The organism is Verrucomicrobiia bacterium, assembly GCA_026414565.1.
GTDB lineage: Bacteria > Verrucomicrobiota > Verrucomicrobiia > Limisphaerales > Fontisphaeraceae > Fontisphaera.
In genome coordinates this window covers 123505-142370 of the sequence record JAOAIT010000018.1, presented here as the reverse complement: position 1 = coordinate 142370, position 18866 = coordinate 123505, and the positions used below count along the sequence as shown (strand labels likewise).

9 protein-coding genes are annotated in these 18866 nt (G+C 58.8%); 7 read left to right on the top strand and 2 right to left on the bottom strand.

Annotated features, from left to right (window positions below; translation table 11 throughout):
- The 7 genes from N3J91_04860 (at position 1) to N3J91_04830 (ending at position 9814) form a co-directional block, all read left to right on the top strand.
- A complete protein-coding gene (locus tag N3J91_04860) occupies positions 1-1917 on the top strand; it encodes a PAS domain S-box protein (protein MCX8155770.1) in 1917 nt (638 codons plus the stop codon).
- The gene (locus tag N3J91_04855) at positions 1914-4244 is read left to right on the top strand and encodes a PAS domain-containing protein (protein MCX8155769.1); all 2331 of its coding nucleotides are present in this window, start codon (positions 1914-1916) and stop codon (positions 4242-4244) included. Before N3J91_04860 ends, N3J91_04855 begins: the two co-directional genes overlap by 4 nt.
- A gap of 72 nt (positions 4245-4316) precedes the next feature.
- On the top strand, positions 4317-5597 hold the full coding sequence (gene tyrS / locus N3J91_04850) for a tyrosine--tRNA ligase (protein MCX8155768.1): 1281 nt from the start codon (positions 4317-4319) through the stop codon (positions 5595-5597).
- Positions 5597-6451 (top strand): haloacid dehalogenase-like hydrolase, encoded by an 855-nt coding sequence (locus N3J91_04845; GenBank protein ID MCX8155767.1) that lies wholly within the window; start codon positions 5597-5599, stop codon positions 6449-6451. Before tyrS ends, N3J91_04845 begins: the two co-directional genes overlap by 1 nt.
- Positions 6452-6466: 15 nt before the next feature.
- Positions 6467-7588: a hypothetical protein gene (locus N3J91_04840; GenBank protein MCX8155766.1), complete on the top strand. Its 1122-nt coding sequence runs from the start codon at positions 6467-6469 to the stop codon at positions 7586-7588.
- 151 nt (positions 7589-7739) lie between these two features.
- Positions 7740-8759 (top strand): PfkB family carbohydrate kinase, encoded by a 1020-nt coding sequence (locus N3J91_04835; GenBank protein ID MCX8155765.1) that lies wholly within the window; start codon positions 7740-7742, stop codon positions 8757-8759.
- A gap of 140 nt (positions 8760-8899) precedes the next feature.
- Positions 8900-9814: an FAD:protein FMN transferase gene (locus N3J91_04830; protein MCX8155764.1), complete on the top strand. Its 915-nt coding sequence runs from the start codon at positions 8900-8902 to the stop codon at positions 9812-9814.
- Positions 9815-9870: 56 nt separating this feature from the next.
- Here the strand turns inward: N3J91_04830 and N3J91_04825 are convergent, their stop codons facing one another.
- Both N3J91_04825 and N3J91_04820 read right to left on the bottom strand, forming a co-directional pair.
- Positions 9871-17502 carry an FG-GAP-like repeat-containing protein gene (locus N3J91_04825; protein MCX8155763.1) on the bottom strand — a complete coding sequence of 2544 codons (7632 nt, stop codon included), beginning with the start codon at positions 17500-17502 and terminating at the stop codon, positions 9871-9873.
- A 387-nt stretch (positions 17503-17889) separates the two neighbouring features.
- Positions 17890-18834 carry a hypothetical protein gene (locus tag N3J91_04820; protein ID MCX8155762.1) on the bottom strand — a complete coding sequence of 315 codons (945 nt, stop codon included), beginning with the start codon at positions 18832-18834 and terminating at the stop codon, positions 17890-17892.
- Positions 18835-18866: the final 32 nt, after the last annotated feature.

The following is an 18866-nucleotide window of genomic DNA, read 5'->3' as shown; positions in this document are numbered from 1 at the left end:
ATGAAAACGCCGTCATCCATCATGCGCACCAGTCAGCCGCCGCCGTATGAACGGTGGTGGCGCTGTTTGTTCAACGAATCCGAGGACGCGCAACTGGTGTACGCCAGCGATGGCACCATTCAGGAGGCCAATCGCACGGCCATTCGCATGCTCGGCTTGAGTGGCAAGGAAGACTCCCTGCCCAACTTGTACCAGATGTTAACCTCCACCGCCGCCGCCCGCGTGGCCGCCCTGCTGCAGCAGCACGTTGGCAGTCAGGTTACCCTGCCCGCCGTGGCCCTGATGGTGGAGGGACAAATCAGTCTCCTGGCTGATTTACAAATCACTCCTCTGGGCCAGGGCTTCTCCCTGGTGACCATCCGCGATGCCACCCGCCGCTGGCGCATGGAAAGCCATGTGCAACGGCTGGTCACCGCCATGGATGCCACCCCCGATGTGGTATTTCTCACCGATGTCGAATTTCGCCTCGTCTTCGTCAATCCCTCCTTTTTGCGCGACACGGGTTACAGCATTGAGGAAGCCTTGGGCCGCCCCGCTGATTTCTTACGCGCCGCCGGCCAGGAAGCTCAGTGGCAGGCCTGCCGCGAGCAGGTGCGGGCAGGCAGGGAGTGGCAGGGCGAATTTGTCAACGTGCGCAACGATGGCAGCACTTACCTCGCCTCGGTCAGCCTCGCCCCCATTTTTGACCGCAAAGGCGGTTTCCTGGGCTGTGTCAGCTTCGAGCGTGACATCACCCAGATGCGCCGGGTGCAACAGGAATTGCAGCGTGAGTCCGCCTTCACCCGCAGCATTCTGAACAGCCTCGATGCCGCTCTTTACGCCACCGACACCCAATTCCGCCTCCTCCATTTCAATGAGGGTTGGAAGCGCCTGCCCCCCGATCACGGCGGACTGCGCTGGTCGCGCCCCCCTCGGGTGGGTGATTCCCTGTTGGAATCGGTGACCGATGCCCAGCGTCAGGCGGAATTGCGGCGTTGTTTCCAGGAAGTCTTGCAAACCGGCAATTCCTGCCAGTTCCGTTGGGCGGGAGCCGAGGGGCGCCACTGGTTTGTGCGCATTTGTCCGTGGCGGGTGCAGGATCAGGTGGAAGGGCTGCTGTACCTGGTGACGGATCAAACCAGCCTGCATCAATTACTGGAACAATTCGCACAAGCAGAAAAGGTCGAGATGACCCGGGCCCTGACTGCCGGCGTGGCTCACGGTTTCAACGAATTTCTGCAAGCTATGAGCCGCGAACTCGAGGCATTCCCTCAAGCAGCGGCACCCGAGACTCAAGCCCGTTTTCAACGGATGCAAGCAGCCGTCGCACAGGCCCTCACCCTGGCGCAACAACTTTCAGCCTTGAGCCGGCCCCTGTGCGAACCCGAGGCGCCGGTGGACTTCAATGTCATACTGCAGGAAGCTGCCCAAATATTCCAGCGCATCCACGGTCGCCAGGTAGAATGTCGTGTAATGCCTGCCGCCTTGCCCCTGCCCGTACGAATGGAGCGTGTGCGCGCTCACCAATTGTTGCTAATTCTGTGTGTGAACGCCCTGAAGGCGATGCCCCAAGGGGGCACTCTAACCTTGACCAATACTCCCATTACACTCTCGGACGCTCAGGCCTCAAAAGCCGCAGCTCGTGCGGCCGATGGCTGGATGCGTTGTACCGTGCGCGACACCGGCTGCGGTATGGCGCCGGAACATCTGGCCCATATTTTTGAACCATTTTACACCACCCATACCGCCGGGCAGGGCGCCAGGTGGGACCTGGCCATCGTCCAAAACATCATGCACCAGGCGGGTGGCTTTATCGAAGTCGAGACCGAGCCGGGGCGAGGCACTACTTTTTATTTGTATCTGCCGTTGCAGCGCTGCCCTGCGTGGACGGCGGCGCCCGCCGCTTCTGAAGCCTTTTGCCAGACGCCAAGCCTATGAGCATGTCCTCCTCCTTCACCAGCACTCATTCAACGGATGCGTCCGTTGAGTCCCACAGGCTCTGCGAGGATGCGCTGGAAGTTCTGGATACCGCCGTGGTGGTCATCGGCACGGATGGCCGGATCATGCGCGCCAATCGAACCTGGCATCGCCTGCTGAATAAACTGGGATGGACTTTACCGCTTAATGGCGAAGCCGATGATTATTTTACCCTTTTGACCCGCGCCACCGGCCCGGCCGCTTCCCTTTGGCAACGCCAGATCGCTGCCGTCCTGCAGAATCCGGTCACCGAAGGACGCATTGAACTGCTATGGCAGGGTGTACAAACCGCGTGCTGGTTGTGGATGTGCGCCCGAGCCTTCCACAGCGACGGTCATTTATACGTTCTCGTCAGCCATCTGGATGTTACCGCCCGCAAAAATGCCGAGGAAAGCCACCGCAATTTTGTGGCGCTTTATCACAGCCTCGTGGACAATCTGCCGGTCCACCTGTATCGCAAGGATGTTCAGGGCCGCTTCACTTTTGCCAACCAGCGCTTTTGTCATGATCTGGGCCGTTCGCTGGAGGAAGTAGTGGGCAAAACAGACGCCGATTTGTTCGCCCCGTCTGAAGCCTCACGGAAGGCTGCCGAGGACCGTGTGGTCATCCATCGTCATACCACCATTGAGTCCATTGAGGAGGTAACCACGCCCGAGGGCCAGAAAAGGTTCTATCATTGCATCAAAACGCCGGTTTGCGACGCCCACGGGGAGGTAATTGGCATTCAGGGATTGCAATGGGACGTCACGGAGCAAAAGCGGGCTGAAGAACGCGTTCGCGCACAAGCCGAACTGCTGGACCTGGCGCACGAGGCCATTCTGGTGCGTGATTTGCAGGGCCGCATCCAATATTGGAACAAGGGCGCCGAGCGCATTTACGGTTGGACCGCCCAGGAAGCCACGGGGCACTCCGCCAGTGAACTGTTTGCTTCACACTCCGATGAGTTTCATCAGCGCCTCGAAGACCTGTGGCGGCAGGGACAATGGCAGGGGGAACTGCGGCACCTGACCAAAGACCGTAGGGAAGTCGTGGTGGCCAGCCGCTGGTCTTTGGTGCGCGATGCCATGGGGCAGCCCAAAGCCATCCTCGTCATTGACACGGACATCACCGAAAAGAAACAGCTCGAGGCCCAATTTTTACGCGCGCAACGCCTGGATGGCATTGGCCAACTGGCCGGCGGCATCGCCCATGATCTCAACAACATCCTCTCCCCCATCCTCATGGGCACCAGCATCCTCAAAGACACCTTGCCCGAGGGGGAAAGCCGCAGCTTGTTGGAGGTGATGGAATCCAGCGCCCGCCGGGGTGCCGGCATTGTCAATCAGATCCTCACGTTTACCCGCGGAATTCAGGGGGAAAAATTGGCGGTGCAAACCCGCCATCTCTTCAAGGAAGTGGAAAACATTTTGCGCGAAACTTTTCCCAAGTCCATTACCACCCGGGTTACCAGCCCCCGCGACTTGCATCTGATCCATGGCAATCCCACGCAACTCCATCAGGTGTTAATTAATCTTTGCGTGAACGCCCGCGATGCCATGCCTCAAGGCGGCCAGCTAACGCTCTCAGCCATGAATGTTGAATTGACCGCCGAGCAGTTGCCCGCCCATCCCGAAGCCCGGCCAGGCAGTTACATTCGATGGACAGTGGAGGATACGGGTAGCGGCATTCCGCCTGAGATAATTGGCCGCATATTTGATCCCTTCTTTACCACCAAGGCCCCCGGAAAGGGCACGGGGCTGGGGCTCTCCACCGTTCTCGGCATCGTGCGCAATCATCAGGGGTTCATCATGGTGCATAGCGAGCTGGGGCGCGGCACCCGTTTTGATATTTATTTCCCGGCTGCTCAGCAGGCGGATGCGCCGTTGCCACCGCCCCCGCCGTTGCCACCGCCGGGCAAGGGTGAACTGATCCTTTTCGTGGATGACGAGGCCAACGTCCGTGAACTGGCCACCACCTTTTTAACGCGCTCCAATTATCGCGTATTGACGGCGCGTGACGGAGCCGAGGCGCTCGATCTGCTTCAGGAAATTCAGGAGCCTGTGCATCTGGTCATCACCGATCTCATCATGCCCAACATGGACGGGCTCGCGCTGGTTCAAGCGTTGAAAGCCCTGCGCCCCAACCTTCCCATTCTGGTGTGCACCGGATACGGCGAGGAAAAACTTACGCAGGGGTTATATGACCTGGGCATATCGGAATTTATCCCCAAGCCTTACTCGGTGCGCGAACTGGCCAACCATGTCCGCCGCGTGCTGAATCATCCCGCCGAGCAGGGCCCCCTACCCTGAATAAAACCGCCAGATCGAGCCGGCAGATTTCTGATTGCAGGCGTGGGTGTTTTGTCCGCACAATCCGGCGCCATGAATATTTTGGAAGATTTGCAATGGCGCGGATTGATGGCCGATTGTACCGATCTGCCTGGCCTCCAGGAACGCCTGGCCCGTGGCCCAATCACGCTTTACTGCGGATTTGATCCGACGGCGGACAGCCTGCATGTCGGCAATCTGGTGCCCCTGCTGGCCCTGCGGCGCTTTCAACTGGCAGGGCATCACCCCATTGCTCTCGCTGGTGGCGCCACCGGCTGCATTGGCGATCCCAGTGGCAAAACCCAGGAACGCCAGCTTTTGTCGCGCGAAGCTATCGCTCACAACATCGCCTGCATCAAAGAGCAGCTCAAGCGTTTGCTGGATTTCGGCGTAGCCGGCAACCCGGCGCGGCTGGTGGATAATGCCGACTGGATGGGGCCTATAACTTTTTTGGACTTCCTGCGTGATGTCGGCAAACACTTTTCTGTCAACGCCATGATTGCCAAGGAAAGTGTGCGCGCCCGCATGGAGGATCGCGACAGCGGCATCAGCTATACGGAGTTCAGCTACATGCTTCTGCAGGCGTACGATTTTTATCACTTGCGCCGCGAATTAAACTGCGAGCTGCAGATCGGCGGCAGTGACCAATGGGGCAATATCACCGCCGGCATTGACCTCGCCCGCAAAAAACTGGGCGTCACCCTCTTTGGCCTCACTCTTCCCCTCATCACCAATGCCGATGGCTCAAAATTTGGAAAATCGTTAAGCGGAGCCGTCTACTTGGACCCCCAAAAGACCAGCGTCTATCGTTTCTACCAGTTCTGGATTCGCACGGATGACCGTGACGTTATTCGCTACTTGAAGTATTTTACTTTTCTGCGCCGGGAAGAAATTGAAGTGCTCGAGCAGAAGCACCTGGCCAACCCTGGCGCACGGGAGGCCCACCGGGCTTTGGCTTGGGCTATGACGGAATTGATCCACGGAGCGTCCGCCGCCCAGGAAGCCGTCCGTGCCAGCGAGGTGTTGTTCGGCGGAGACCTGACGGGCATTTCGGCTGCAACCTTCCGGGAGATTCTGGGGGAAGCACCCACCCGCGAGGTGCCGTGCACTCTGCTTCAGGGCCAGGGATGGCCGTTGGTGGAAGCCGTTGTTGCCTCCGGCCTGAGCTCCTCCAAAAGCCAGGCACGCAAAGACATCGAAAGCGGCGGCATTTACCTCAACAACGTAAGAACTGCCGATGTGCACCGGCATTTGACAGGCGGTGATTTGCTCTTCGATCAATTCCTGCTGCTCCGCAAAGGCAAAAAAAATTACGTCATCCTCGTCTTTCAATAATGACCCAGTCACTGCCTGCCACCCGGCGCGGCCCGGCCCCTCATATTGAACTGCGCGAAGGTTTTGCACCGCGCCCGGAGATCCGGCATGTGCTCTTCGATTTTGACGGCACTTTGTCGCTCATTCGTGAGGGCTGGCCTGCCGTGATGCTGCCCATGTTCATGGAAATGCTCCCCCGACCAAGCGGGGAAAGCGAGGACGCCGTACGCCAGCTTTTGTTGGACGACATCATGCGCCTCAATGGTAAACAGACCATTTACCAGATGATTCAGTTTGCCGAACGGGTGCGCGAACGTGGCGGCCAGCCCCGTGATCCGCTTTGGTACAAACACGAGTACCTGCGGCGGCTCGAAGCTCGCATCCAGCAGCGCATTGAGGGTCTGGCCTCCGGCCGATTTCTTCCGGATGACTGGCTCGTCCATGGAGCGCGGCCGCTGCTGGAAAAGCTTTGTGAGCGTGGCCTGAAATTGTATCTGGCCAGTGGCACCGACGAGCCTTTTGTGTGGCGCGAGGCTCGCCTGCTCAAAATTGACTCCTATTTTGAAGGCCGCATTTACGGGGCACTGGATGATTACCAGAATTTTTCCAAGAAAATGGTCATTGACCGGATTCTGGCAGAAAACTGCATCAGCGGACGACACCTGCTTTCTTTCGGGGATGGCTACGTGGAAATTCAAAACACCCATGAAGTGGGCGGTTTGGCCGTAGCCGTGGCCAGCGATGAAGCCCATAACGGCTCGGGGCGGGTGGATGAGTGGAAACGGCAGCGGTTGCTGGGGGTGGGGGCGGACGTTGTTATTCCAGATTATCGTGAACCTGATTTGTTGCTGGAAATCTTATTTGGCTCACGTTAATTTTAAGGAAATATTATGGCGCCAAAAAAGTTAGACTGGCACAAACTGCGAGTTTATCCGCTGCATCTGCGCAACAGCCTGGCCCGGCTGAGTGATGTCTTGGTGAATCCAGATGCCCCGCCTCCGCCCTGCACGCCCGAGGTGCGCAAGGCCGTTGATCAATGCGCTCACAGCATCATGGCGGCCCGGCAGCGCCGGGCGGCGGTCGTGTTAATGAGTGGCGCCCATCTGGTAAAAAATGGCGGTGCCCTCCTCGTGAATGCGTTAATGTACCAGAACTGGATCACCCATGTGGCCACCAACGGCGCCACCGTGATCCACGACTGGGAGTTTGCCAGTCATGGTTATTCCACTGAAAATGTCGCCGCCAACGTGGCCGCCGGGTGCTTCGGCGCCTGGCAGGAAACCGGGCGGTTCCTCCACCTCGCCCTTCTCGCAGGGGGATTGGACAACTTGGGGTTCGGGGCCGCCGTGGGTCGTTTAATCCAGGAAGACGGCGTTTCCTTGCCACCGGTATCAGAGCTTGCTTCCGCCATAGCCCGCCAGCCGGACCATCCCGCCACACCGGCCCGCGCCGAATTGCTCCAGGCCATGCTTCAACATCGTCTGCATGACGGGCTGCATGCCCTGCGGCACCCCTGGAAACACAACTCCATTTTCGGCCAGGCCAGACGGCTGGGCATTCCCGCCACCGTCCACCCGGGGATTGGTTACGACATCATCACCAATCATCCCATGTTCAATGGCGCAGCCATCGGCCGGGCTGCTCAGATTGACTTTCAAATATTTTCGGGTTCCGTGGCCGACCTTACCGGAGGGGTGGTTCTGTCCATCGGCTCCTCCGTCATGGCCCCTCAGGTTTTCGAAAAGAGCCTGAGCTGTGTGAACAACCTGCGGCTTCAGGAGGGCCTGCCCATCATTCGCGATCACCGGATTTTTGTCGTGGATTTGCAGGACAATGGCGGCTGGGACTGGTCCATGGGCGAACCGCCCAAAGATCATCCGGCCTATTACCTCCGTTTTATGAAGAGTTTCTCCCGCATGGGGGGCACCATGCAGTATGTGCAATGTGACAATATTCTTTTCCTGCACAACCTGCTCTGGACACTAAATCAGGAAAGCGGTGCGGATGAATGAGGGAACGCCCGCGGAACGCAAATGCCCCCGGCAATGCTTCATGGCCGCTGGCTGCGCAGACAAAACGCGTGACATGGCTGATTCCCACCGTGCCAGCATCCCTTGACTTGGCAAGGGCTTGTGACAGCCCTACTATGCAGGGCGTTCGTTTGTGAATGCTGATCGCTTCCAGGCTTTGGTGGCCCGCTACCGGCAGCTTCGCTTCGCCGTGGTGGGGGATTTCTGTTTGGATCGCTACCTGGAAATAGATCCCTCTCTTCAGGAAACCTCCCTCGAAACCGGCCTGTCTGTGTACAATGTCACCCGTGTGCGCGCTGAACCAGGCGGTGCGGGCACGGTGCTAAACAACCTATGTGCTCTGGGAGCAGAGGTTTATCCCATCGGTTTCCACGGCCTGGACGGCGAGGGCTTTGAACTGCGCCGGGCCTTGAGCCAGCTTCCCCATGTGCGTTTGAATTATTTGATGGAGACCCCCTTACGGCGCACTTTTACCTATTGCAAGCCGTTGGTCATTGAACCGGGCAAACCGCCTCGCGAACTGAACCGGTTGGACAGTAAAAACTGGACAGCCACACCGCAAGAGCTGCAACAAAAACTGGCGGCAGCCGTCCTGGAAATCGGCCCGCAGGTAGAGGGCATGGTGCTCCTGGAACAAACGGATCAGGCCGAGACCGGGGTGATCGGGCCGCGCGTGTTGGAGGCCGTTGCCCGGCTCCAGCGGCAGCATCCAGAATTGCCCATCATGGCCGACAGCCGCCGAGGCCTGCGCGGCTACCCCAAGGTTTTTTTCAAAATGAACCGCCAGGAATTCCTAGCCTTGGTGGGTGCGCCAAAGACCATTTCTCTGGATGAGTGCACGGAGATGGCCCGGGCTTTCGCCCGTGAAACCAGCCAGCCCGTTTTCGTTACGCTGGCCGAAGCCGGCCTACTGGGCGCAACGCCGGACGGCCAGGTTTGCCATCAACCGGCCTTGCCCACGCGCGGCCCCATAGACATCGTGGGTGCCGGGGATGCGGTGACTGCCAATTTGCTCTGTGCCATGGCTGCCGGGGCCACCCTCCGCGAAGCTCTGGAAATTGCCGCCGCAGCGGCTTCCGTCGTCATTCATAAACTGGGAGTCACTGGCACTGCTACCCCCCAGGAAATTCTGCCCTTGCTGAAATCAGAATGAATCCAGAGCGCGCCATCAACCGCCGCTGTTTTTTAATCTGCGGCAGTTCTCTGTTGGCGGGTCTGCCCTTCGCCATCGGCGGTTGCGCCCACCGCTCCCCCGCTGGGGCCCTCCATCGTTATGAGTTTGAAAGGCCGCAAATGGGGGTGCCTTTCCGGATCCTTTGCTATGCATCTAGCCAGGCCCATGGAGAGGAGGCCGCTCAAGCCGTCATGGCGCGAATTGCCCATCTCAATACACTCCTCAGCGATTACGAGGAGGACAGCGAACTGACCCAGCTAAATCGCACCGCCGGCTCTGGGCGCCCCGTTAAAGTAAGTCCGGAATTATGGCAGGTGCTCCGGGAGGCCCAGCGCATGGCCCGCCTCAGCGCCGGCGCTTTCGATATCACCGCCGGCCCCTACATTAGTTTGTGGCGGCGCGCCCGGCGAATTCATCGGCTGCCCGAACCAGAAAAACTGGCCGAAGCACAAAAGGCGGTGGGTTATCAAAAATTACGATTGGATCCCCCAAAACGCACCGCGACGCTTCTGGTCCCTCGTATGAAACTGGACTTGGGCGGGTTGGCCAAAGGGTTTGCGGCCGATGAAGCACTGAAGGTTTTTCGACGATACGGCATTACTCGTGCACTGGTGGCAGCCAGCGGTGACACCTCTGTAGCAGACGCTCCGCCCGCGCAAAAAGGCTGGCAGGTGGAAATCGGGCTTCACCCTGACGCTCCTCCCACCACTTCCCCTAGGAGGCTGTTGCTCAGACATCACTCCGTCGCGACTTCCGGGGATGCGCAACAGGCGGTGGTCTTGGAGGGCCGCAGGTATTCCCACATTGTCAACCCGTTCACCGGCCTGGGGCTGACCGATCAAAGCCAGGTCACCGTCATTCATCCACAAGGCATGGTGGCTGATGCACTCGCCACGGCCATCAGTGTTTTGGGGCCGCTCAGGGGACTGGAATTGGCGGAATCTCAAGGGGCTGCCTTGCTGTATCAACGAAAATTGGCCGACCGGCTCGACGAAATTGTTTCACGTCGCTTCGGCCGTTTCCTCTTACAATAAAAACCGCCACCCGAACCTTTTGTCCGGTGGCGGTTGAGCAAAGCTCCCAGGCGCAATTACGGCGTGATATTGATGGTCAATTGCAGCGGACCAAACTGATAATTGGTCACCGCGCCACCGCCATTGTCACGCATATACAGATCCAGCGTGACGCTTCCTGTTACTCCCGTCTTCGGCTTGAAGCTGAAGGCCTTGGTGGTGTTGTTGATGAACGGCTGCGATGTGAACAACGCAGTGTTGGTATTGACAATCCACCAATACGGCGTCTGCGTGCTTTCATTGGGCGGTCCCACGCTCCACGAAGTGATAAAGTTTGTACTGGTGAAGGTGCCGGCGGTGCCCGTCCAATTAATCACATTACTGATAATGGTAAAGCTCGGCGGGTCATTTACCGGATCCACCTGGAGGGTGGTGGTGCGGGAGGTGCTGTTGGTGCCATCGCTGATCGTAAAGGTCAGCACCGTCTTGCCGTGCATGTTGGTCACCGGCAGGCACGAAATCAGCATGTTGGTGCCGGTATGATCAAAGGTATAGGTCACGTGCGGCGGCACCGGTGGCAACAGGGCGTGATTCGTGGACGTCACGGTCAAAGTAAGCGTGTTGGCTGGTGACTCCAGATCAAACAAGCCCAAAGTGAAGACCGCGATCGTATCCTCTGGCACCCGCTGGCTGACCACCGAAGCCGGGAAGACCACTGGCGGATCGTTAACATTGGTGACCTGGATGGTGAATTGCTTGGGCACAGAAATGTCCCACCCGCCATTGTTGGTGCCGCCATTGTCTTGCATCCAGACGGTCACCAGTGCCGAGCCGTGTGCATTGGGCGCCGGCCGGAAATCAAGATTGCCGCTGGAACGCACGGTGGGCTGGCTGATGAACAAACCACTGTTGTTGTTGCTGGTGATGAACCGATAAATCTGGCCGGCTTCATTCGGTGGCCCCACCGAGATATTGTACGCAAAACCATAGAAGGTGAGCAACGGCGAGTCTTCCGCCACCACAATCAAATTGGTGGTGATGTCAAAGGTTGGCGGGTCATTCACGTCTGCCACATTGATGGTCACGTACGCCACTGTTGACGTATGCCCATAACCATCCGTCACCACAAAACCTATTTGATCCGGCCCGCTGTAGGCCGGGAATGGCGTGTAAGTCAGGTTGGGCAGCGGCCCTCCGCCCACCGTGCCGTTGACCGGCGGCACTACAATCACATAAGAGATGGGATTGCCCCAGCCCGTGAGCGTGATGGGGTATCCCGGATGGTCCTCCGGCACCGTTACTGACTGCGGGAACGCTTTCAACCGGGTGGAATTGAGCAGGATGCTGACATTGTCACTGCTGAAGTTGGCAACTGCAATATCGGGATCAATGTCATTATTGAACAATCCCAACGCCAGGGCCACTGGTTCATCGCCCACTCCAAACGCCGTGGCCGCCTCGATGTAGTAATTGGTAAAGCCACCCATCCCGTTACCCACCAGCACCCAAACCGAATTGCTCCCGGCATTGGCGACGACAACGTCCCGTTTGCTGTCCGCGTTCATGTCTGCCACCACCACGGCCGAAGGCATGTCGCCCACCAAATAATTTGCCCCCGTTACAAAATGACCGCTACCGTTGTTGAACAACGTCCGTACGGTATCATCCCCCTCGTTGACCACCACCAAGTCTAAATCACCATCATTATCAATGTCTGCCAGGGCCAAAGCCGTTGGACTCGTGCCCACGGTGATGTTGGTGCTCAAGCTGAAGCCCCCCATGCCGTTGCCGGTGAGTATGCTAACGGAATTGCTCAAATAATTGACCACCGCCAAATCCACATAGGTATCCCCGTTCAGCAGACCCGCCGCCACATATACCGGCCCGCCTTGCACGGCATAACTTGTGGGCGCAGCGAAAGTCCCATCCCCATTATTCAGCATAATTTGCACCTTGTTTTCCAGGTAGCTCACCACCGCCAGGTCTGGTGATGCATCGCCGTTGAACAGGCCCACAGCCAGATGAAACGCATTGGAGCCCACCGGATAATGCGTTGCGGCAAAATTGGCCGCTCCCAGGTTCAATAGAACGGTCACGCTATTGGAGGTATCATTGGCCACCGCCAAATCGGGCAAGGTATCGTTGTTGAAATCAGCCGTCACCACCGCAGCGGGGTTGGTGCCCACGCTGGCCACGCTCAATAAACTGAAATGGCCGGCTCCATTGCCCTGCAATATGGATACGGTGTTGGTCTTGTAATTGGCCACCGCCAGATCCAGAATGAAGTCACCATCAAAATCACCCACGGCGATGCTGTGGGGGCCCAGCCCTGCCGGGAAGTTCGTGGCGGCGTAGAAGAAATACGGCCGCAAATCATCCACCGGATCTGGAGTCACCGTGATTAACACCATCCCAATGGCCGTCTTAGGATCGGGTGAGCCATTGCTCGTGCCATTGTCCTGCACCTGGTAGTAGAGCACATCCGTCCCGTTGAAGTTAGGCGGCGGGTTATAGGTAATGTTTCCGCTGAAATAACTGGCTGTTCCGCCGTAAAGGGTGGTGGCCAACACGCCCACCACCGTCAAGCTCTGCCCGCTTTCATTCGTTACGCTGGGTGGAGCAGGCAGATCATTGGAGATTAACGGCGCAGCCGGAAACACCAGCGGCGTGTCCTCAAGCACCGGGCCGGCGGTATCGGTGCCCGCCACCGGTGGATCATTGACCTCCCACACCACCAGGGCGGCAGTGTCGGTCTGGCTGGAAAAGGCCGAATCCAATCCGTTGTAGGATGTGTCCACGCCCCCCTGCCCGTTGACCCCATAGGTTTGATCCCACGCGCGGAAAGTCAACGCGCTGCTGAGTGTGCCGTTCCAATCCGGATTGCCCACAAAATACAGGCGGGTTGCCGCATTGGCCGCCAACAAGCGCGCTGAAGTGCCACTGACAGCTCCCAGGGCATTCCATGTGGCACCTCCATCAATGGTGAAATACCATGTGCCGTGCATGGTGTCCGCTCCGATCACCGCAATGCCGGTGACCGCCCCGCTATCAGGATCGGTCACGTTTTCAATGCCACCCGAACCCACAAAACTAACCAACGTCGTTATGGGGGTCCCCACTGCGCCCACCGGCATCGGGCTGTCTTCCGCCTGCGGATTCAACACGACAACCTTGTCAATCAACGTGGGGGCAACATTGGGAAAAACGCGCCGCAATACCACATCATTGCCGTCACCACCATTGTAGCGCACAATAAAGTCCTGCCCGTCAATTGTGATGGGCGCCAAGTTGGGTAGGCCGGAGAAGGTACCGGTGACCGCGTCCGTGCCGTCATTAGCAATGATGATTAATTCCGTGGCGGGAGGAATGGCAACCGTCACCCTGGCCGACAAAGCGGCCCCCCCCAAATCCACGGCGCCATTAACCACGATCTGATCAAAATCAGTACCCGGGGTGGTGCCATTGATTTCAATCATCCATCGCGCGAACGAATTTAACGCCAGATCGCCGTTCTGAACTACCTGGGCTGTGGCATTGGTCGTGCCGATGGAAACATCCAAAATATCCGCCACATTCACATTCCCACTGTACGTGCCCCCGGCGATGTTCAGTGTCTGCTCCGAAGGCGCCGCGTCCACGCCATTCTGGATGTTCCCGACAGCCGGCGTAACAAAAGTATGCAAATCCTTCCAAATCACCAGCCCGCGATTCACGTCGTCCACCTTGTGAGTTATCTTGTCTTCCGTGGCGAACAACTGGGCCGGCGTCATGGCATCCCCTTTAACACCATCAAAGAAGACTTCCACCGCGAGAACATCATTCGTGGGCACGGTGAAGCCGTTGCTTGCCAGTTCAATGTAGTTGCCCACCGCCTGGAGATTGGCCGCACTGCTCCCCGCAAAACTCACCTCCGCCCCCGCCCCGCTCACCCACACCCCCACCGCCGCATTGCTCACCACCACACCCCCCTGCACCACCAGCTTCGCCGCCTTGGTCGGATCCACATTCGACGATAAAACCTCCAAACCACGCCCCCCAACCACATCCCGCACCGCCAAACCCTCCACCCCCAACCGCACCTCCGCATCCCCCCACACCCCATCATGCGTCGCCACCCGCACCCCAGCCCCATTCACCCCGCTCACCACCCCCCCACGCACCACCACCCCAGTGCCCGGCGCCAAATTCAACCCATACACCCCCACAGCCCCATGACCCATCCCCTCCACCACATTGCTCACCACCGTCACCACCCGCCCCTCCAACACCGTCTGCAACTGAATCCCCTGCAACTCACCCACCGCCCCCACCGGCATCCGCACCACGTTGTTGCTCACCACCAGCTCCGGCGCACCCCCCCGCCGATAGTTCACCCACAAACCCACCGTCCGCGTGTTCCCCACATACCACACATCCTCCGCCCCCAACTCCACCTCGTTGTGCGACACCTCCGACACAAAACCCATGTCCGACGCCACCGCCACCCCATGCACACTCACCCCCATCCCCACATTCACCATCACATTCCGCCGCACCCCCACATGCATCCCATACACCTGCACCCCCTCCCGCATCTGCTCAAACTTGTTCCGATCAATGTAGTTCCACGAACGATTCGACCCGTCGTCAATGTACCAATACACCCCCGCCATCGCCAGATTCCGAAACACATTGTCCCGCACCACCACATGATCCACATTGGCACTGTTGTACACCCCCGCCGCCACATTGGCATCCGCACTGCCCACCGCCTCACCCCCGCTCAACAACGGATTGTCCCCCTCAAACTTGAACCCCCGCACCTCCACCCCGCTGGCCATCACCTCAAACAACCCGCTAAACACCGGATCGTTCACCGCCGGCCGCACCTCCGCCTCCGGCCCACGCACCCCAAAACCCTCCACCCCGTCATTGGGCCCCACCAACTTCAAATTCGCCTTGTTGATGTTCGTCACATTCTCCACATACACCCCAGGATACACAATAATCGTGTTCCCCGGCGCCGCCGCATTCACCGCCGCCTGAATCGTAAAATAATCCCCGCCCCCCCCAGCATCCACCGTCAACACCCCCGTCGTCGGCAAATACTTCACCACCACATCGTTCCCCACCGACACCACCACAAACGTCCCCGTGTACGCATGCCCAAAACCACTCAAATCCAAAACCACCTTCCCCCCGCTAAACCCAATCAAACTCCCCCCCACCTGCGCCACCCGCCAGGTGTACGCATTGGCCGGATTGAAATTCACCGGCGTCCCCACCACCTTCAACACCAGCGGATCGGCCAACGTCGCCGTCACCTGCAAATCGTTCCCCACCTGCAACAAATCCCATCCCACCCCCTCACCCCCCGTCGCATCGGCTATCTCCCACTCATACACCCCGTCCTCCGCCCACTCCACATCCCCCGCCACCGTCAGCACCCCAGGACTCGCCCCCGGCCGCACCTCGCCCCCACGCTTGACCCGCAACCCCCCCACCGTCCCCACCCCGCTCACCACCGCCCCATTGGTCACCACCAACACACTCCCCCCAAAGAAATTGTTGCTCACCACCAACGCCTGCCCCTCATACGTAAATACCGCCCCGCTCACCACCCCCGGCCCCACCAACGCCAGCGCCTCATTGATGTACACCGCCTCCGCATACACCCCCGCCGCCACATGCACCACATCCCCTCCCACCGCCGGCCCCACCGCCCGCGCAATGCTCCCACTGTTGGTCGTCACATAATAATGCCCCGCCCGCCATACCACCAATCCCCGCCCCGCCTCGTCCAGCTTGTGCCCCACCTTGTCCTCCACCGCAAATCCCTGCGCCTCACTCATCCCAACCCCCAATACCCCGTCAAATAATACCTGCGTCGCATCCACGTTGGAAACCGGTACCGTCCCTCCATTGCTTTGCAAATCAATGTAGGTTCCCACTGCATCCAAACGCACCGGCAGTGCTCCGGGCAAACTGAGCGAGGCCCCCTGCCCCCGCAAGGCAATGCCTGTCCCAGCGTTGGTAATGACCACTCCGCTCTGCAAGGTCAGGGCTGCGGCCTTGCTGGTATCTAAGGTGGGATTGCTGAATAACACGCCGGCCCCGCCGGGCACATGGCGAATGACCGTCCCAGCAACGGCTACTTTCACCGGATTGGTGGTGGTAGTCGTGCTGGAACCAGGATCGTAGGTCACCCCCCGGATGCCCGCAATCTGAACGTTATTGATTTCTCCTCCTTGCACCGTAATGGTCGTGTCCGTGGCACAGTGCAAAAAGTGCATGCCAGCCTCCAAATGACCAAAACCATGGACCTGGTTGTTGGCTAGCGTCACCGTCCGCCCCTCAAATACCGCCTGCACCAGGAAACCAAATAAAGGATTGGACACCGCCACCGGCGCCTGGACGACGTTGTTGGTCAACCCATAGGCCGGCGCCCCGCCCCGGAAGAAATTAACCCAAATTCCCGCGTTGCGGGTGGCCAGGGGATTCCACACCCCGCCCCCTCCCAGGGTGATGGTGTTGTTGTTGATGGCCGGATTAAATCCCGTCGCCGCCGCCGCTGCCACCGCATGCACGCTCAACCCCCGCCCCACATTGGTCATGACGTTGCTGTCAATTACCGCGTGGATGGCATAGAGCTGCAGCCCCTCCCATTGCTGCTCAAAATAATTGTGTCGGATGTAATTCCAGGAGCGGCTGGAGAGATAATTTACCTCCAGGTAAATGCCGCCATAGCTGAAGTTCTTAAACACATTGTTTTGCACTGTGACATGCTCCACCTGGGTGAATGGATTGAGGATGCTTGTGCTGTTTTGAATGCCCACGGCGGCATTGACATCGGCCGTCCCGACGGTGTAACCGCCGGTCAACATCGGATTGTCCCCATCAAAGTAAAACCCGTCCACCACCACGTTGGAGGCGAGAATGGCAAAGATGACCGCATCCTCGGGGTCATTTACAGCGGACATCACCACCGCTTCCGGTCCCCGCCCCGGGTTGCTGCCGGCCTTCCCAAAATTGGGGCCGAGCAGGGTGAGTGGCTTGTTGATGGCTACGTTTTCTATGTAGGTGTCGGCATAAACGAGAATTACCGACTGGGGAAGGGCGTCATTCACCGCGGCTTGAATGGAGGCATAATCGCCCCCCGGCCCCACGGTAATGACAGGGTTCGGAAAATAGCAAACCAGGATGTCATTGCCGGACTGGACCAGCGCAAATTCGCCTCCCGAGAAATCATTGACCACACCGGAGACGTCCAAGATGAATTTGTTGAGCGCGAATCCCACAATGTTGGTGGCGCTGGCAATCTTCCAAGTGTAGGGTTGCAGTTTGTTGAAGTTGGCCATGGCGCCAGGGGAGCCACCATTCAGGGTAATAATTTTGACCACAAAGCGGTTGGCTGGTGTTGCAGTGATGTTAAGATTGTTGCCCACCTGCAGCAAATCCCAACCGGGGTCTGCCCCCGCCGTGCCGAGCGCATCATTGATTTCCCACTCGTATATGCCAGCCGGCCCCCAAGTGGCGTCACCCACCACCGTAATCGTCCCCGGACTGGCGCCGGGATTGATCCGTCCGGTAGCGCTGACAGAAAGATTGGCAACAGTGCCGTTGCCTTTGAGCAGGCCGTTGTTGATGACGCTGACCGTGTCGCTGGCGTGACTGTTGGCGGATATGACCAGCGTGGTGTTGTTAACCGTTGTTTGTGCGGGCCCAGGCACGACGGCGGAGGTTGGGAAAATTCCCAGGACAAGAGCCAGTCCCATCCCCCACAAACGAGCATATTGGTTCATAAGCCTGAATGACTCAAAACGGTGAAAAACGGTTGAAAAACCGTGGGCACTTTGCCGGCCTGCCGATTTCATAACCTGTATGCGTGTTTGGCGTTGCATGGTGCGCACGATGCCTTTCGCACTTCCCAGGGGCGCTTCCCGGCCACTGACCGCTGCGGCATCGTTTTCCGTCCGCGGCGCCCCTCCGTTGCAAATGCTCAGTACCCGTGCAGCGCAGCTTGGCAGAGGCCAGAACAGGAAAAAAACGGAAACCGGCGCCGGCCCCGCCATGAACTTGTTTCAGGTGAGAGATGGCCATCGCCCACCATAGCCTGTTCAAGGCCGATTATAGTTGTTGGGCCTGACCAAATCGTCCACCTGCGATTTCACCTGCTCCGGACTGGGCACTTTCAAACTTGCCGGAGAAACCGCCTTGGCCGGCGCCTTGAAAGCTGCCGAGGCCGAGGCCACGGCGAGCGAGGGCTGGGCGGGTTTGGCGGTGGACTGATTTGCGCGCGCCAGTTCACTCGCAGCATAGTTGCCCAGGTTTTGCAGTTCGACTTTGCCATCGGGTAACGTGCGTACCGGGCTGGCCACAGGTTGCTGGGCCATGGCCGTGGTTACCGCACGTTCTGCCTCTTTTCGTTTTTCTTCCTGGGCTGCCACGGCAGCCATTTCCTGGGCCTGCTTCAAAACCGTGGTGACATCAATTTTGCCGGCGGACGCCTGGTTTTGCACCGCCCTTTCCACGTGAGGGGCAAAGCCGGGCAGGGCTCGACCCACCGCCCGCACCGCAACCAGAGCCTGATCAGCCGCCACGGTGGCTGCAGCCTGGGCCGCGGCAAAAGACAATCCCGGCATTTTTTGGGAAAATTCAAACAGAATATCGCCCGTTAATTGGGGCGCGGCAGCCACAGCGGCCTGCACGGCAGCCAGTGATTCGGCTGGCTGCAACTCGGCGGCGGTGGCCACGGCTTGCGGGGCCACCGCAGGCTCAGCTTTGGTCATCTCTGCCACCACATAGGGAAGCGCACAGGGGCGCTCCAAAGCCTGCACTGCTTCGAGTACTTGGCGGGCCACCACAGTACGGCTTTCTGCCGGCGCCTGGCGCACCAAACTTGCTGCCACTGCCGGTATTTCGGTCGCTGCCACACGGCTGATCTCAGCCAATGGAGTGCCCGATGGCAGATGATCGTTGCGTACGGGGAGAAGATTAAAGCCCACCACCGACAACACCGCGCCACCAACTCCCACCAAGAAGAGCTTAGGCCACTTGTTCATAAGAGTATGTGCTGCCACAATTTGAGCCTATA